The following is a 1,195-nucleotide window of genomic DNA, read 5'->3' as shown; positions in this document are numbered from 1 at the left end:
GGAATCGCATTTGAGGATTTGATGTAGCGCCGGTTTGGGAATTGGGCTTCTGCGAGGCTTTTGGAGGGCATCGCATGCGGAGCCTGATCACGATCCTCGGGACGATCCCCGATCCCCGCACCGGCAACGCACAACGTCACGACCTTCTGGATGTTGTGACGATTGCGCTGGTGGCGTCGATCTGCGGCTGCCAGACCTGCGTGGACATGGCCGACTTTGCCGAGGACCGCGAAGCGTTGTTCCGGGAGTTCCTGCGCCTGGAGCACGGACTGCCGAGCCACGACACCTTCTCGCGCCTGTTCCGTCTCCTCGATCCGCACGCCCTGTGCTCGGCGTTCGGCCACTTCCTGGACGTGTTGGGGTCGGAAGGGAGCGGTGTTGTCGCCATCGACGGCAAGACCCTGCGCCGCTCCTTCGACCGGGCCGCGGGCACCAGCGCCCTTCACGTGGTCACCGCGTTTGCGGCAGATGCCAAGCTGGTGATCGGCCAGAAGGCGGTCGCCGCCGGCAGCAACGAGATCGTCACCGGCCGGGCGCTTCTCGAACTGCTCAGCCTGAACGGCGCGCTCGTCACGGCGGACGCGATCCATTGCCAGAGCGAGACCGCCCGGACCGTGTTGGCGCGGGGTGGCGACTACCTGTTCGCGCTCAAGGGCAATCGCCCGGCCCTGCACGCGGACGTGAAGGCGTTCTTTGCCGATCCGCCCGCCGACAGCCTGGCCTGGCACGAGACCAGCGATGCCGATCACGGTCGGATCGAGATCCGCCGCCACGCCGTCACCCACAGCGTCGACTGGCTCTTCTCCGACCGCCGCTACGCCGGGGAGCCCGCCATGCCGGGACTGGCCAGCCTCGCCATGGTCACAAACACGGTCGAGCGCGACGGACAGACCACCACGGCGACCCGCTATTGTCTGTCCTCGGCTCGCCTCACCCCCGAACGCTTCGCCAGCGCCGTGAGAGCGCATTGGCACATCGAGAACAGCCTTCATTGGGTCCTCGACACCGCCTTCGACGAGGATCGCGCCCGCACGCGCAAGGATCACGGCCCGGAAAACCTCGCCATCCTCCGAAAGCTCGCCCTCAACGTCCTCAAACAGGCCCGCCCCGGCCTGTCCATTCGGCGCAAAAGAAACAGGGCCGGATGGTCCGACGCCTTCGCCAGGACCATCATCGCTCAAATGCGATAGCCCTG

General features: G+C 66.4%; 1 protein-coding gene. It reads left to right on the top strand.

What is annotated here, in order from left to right:
* Positions 1-74: 74 nt before the first annotated feature.
* Positions 75-1,190: an ISAs1 family transposase gene (locus ACFQ4G_RS21865; protein ID WP_379041109.1), complete on the top strand. Its 1,116-nt coding sequence runs from the start codon at positions 75-77 to the stop codon at positions 1,188-1,190.
* Positions 1,191-1,195: the final 5 nt, after the last annotated feature.

The organism is Methylobacterium marchantiae, from assembly GCF_042679825.1.
Lineage (GTDB): Bacteria > Pseudomonadota > Alphaproteobacteria > Rhizobiales > Beijerinckiaceae > Methylobacterium > Methylobacterium marchantiae.
Note: the sequence above shows the minus strand (reverse complement) of the source record. Positions and strands in the feature narration are given on the sequence as shown.

What these genes read in the sequence shown, in the direction of transcription:
- ACFQ4G_RS21865 (WP_379041109.1), top strand. Translation starts at nt 75, where the DNA reads ATGCGGAGCCTGATCACGATCCTCGGGACGATCCCCGATCCCCGCACC.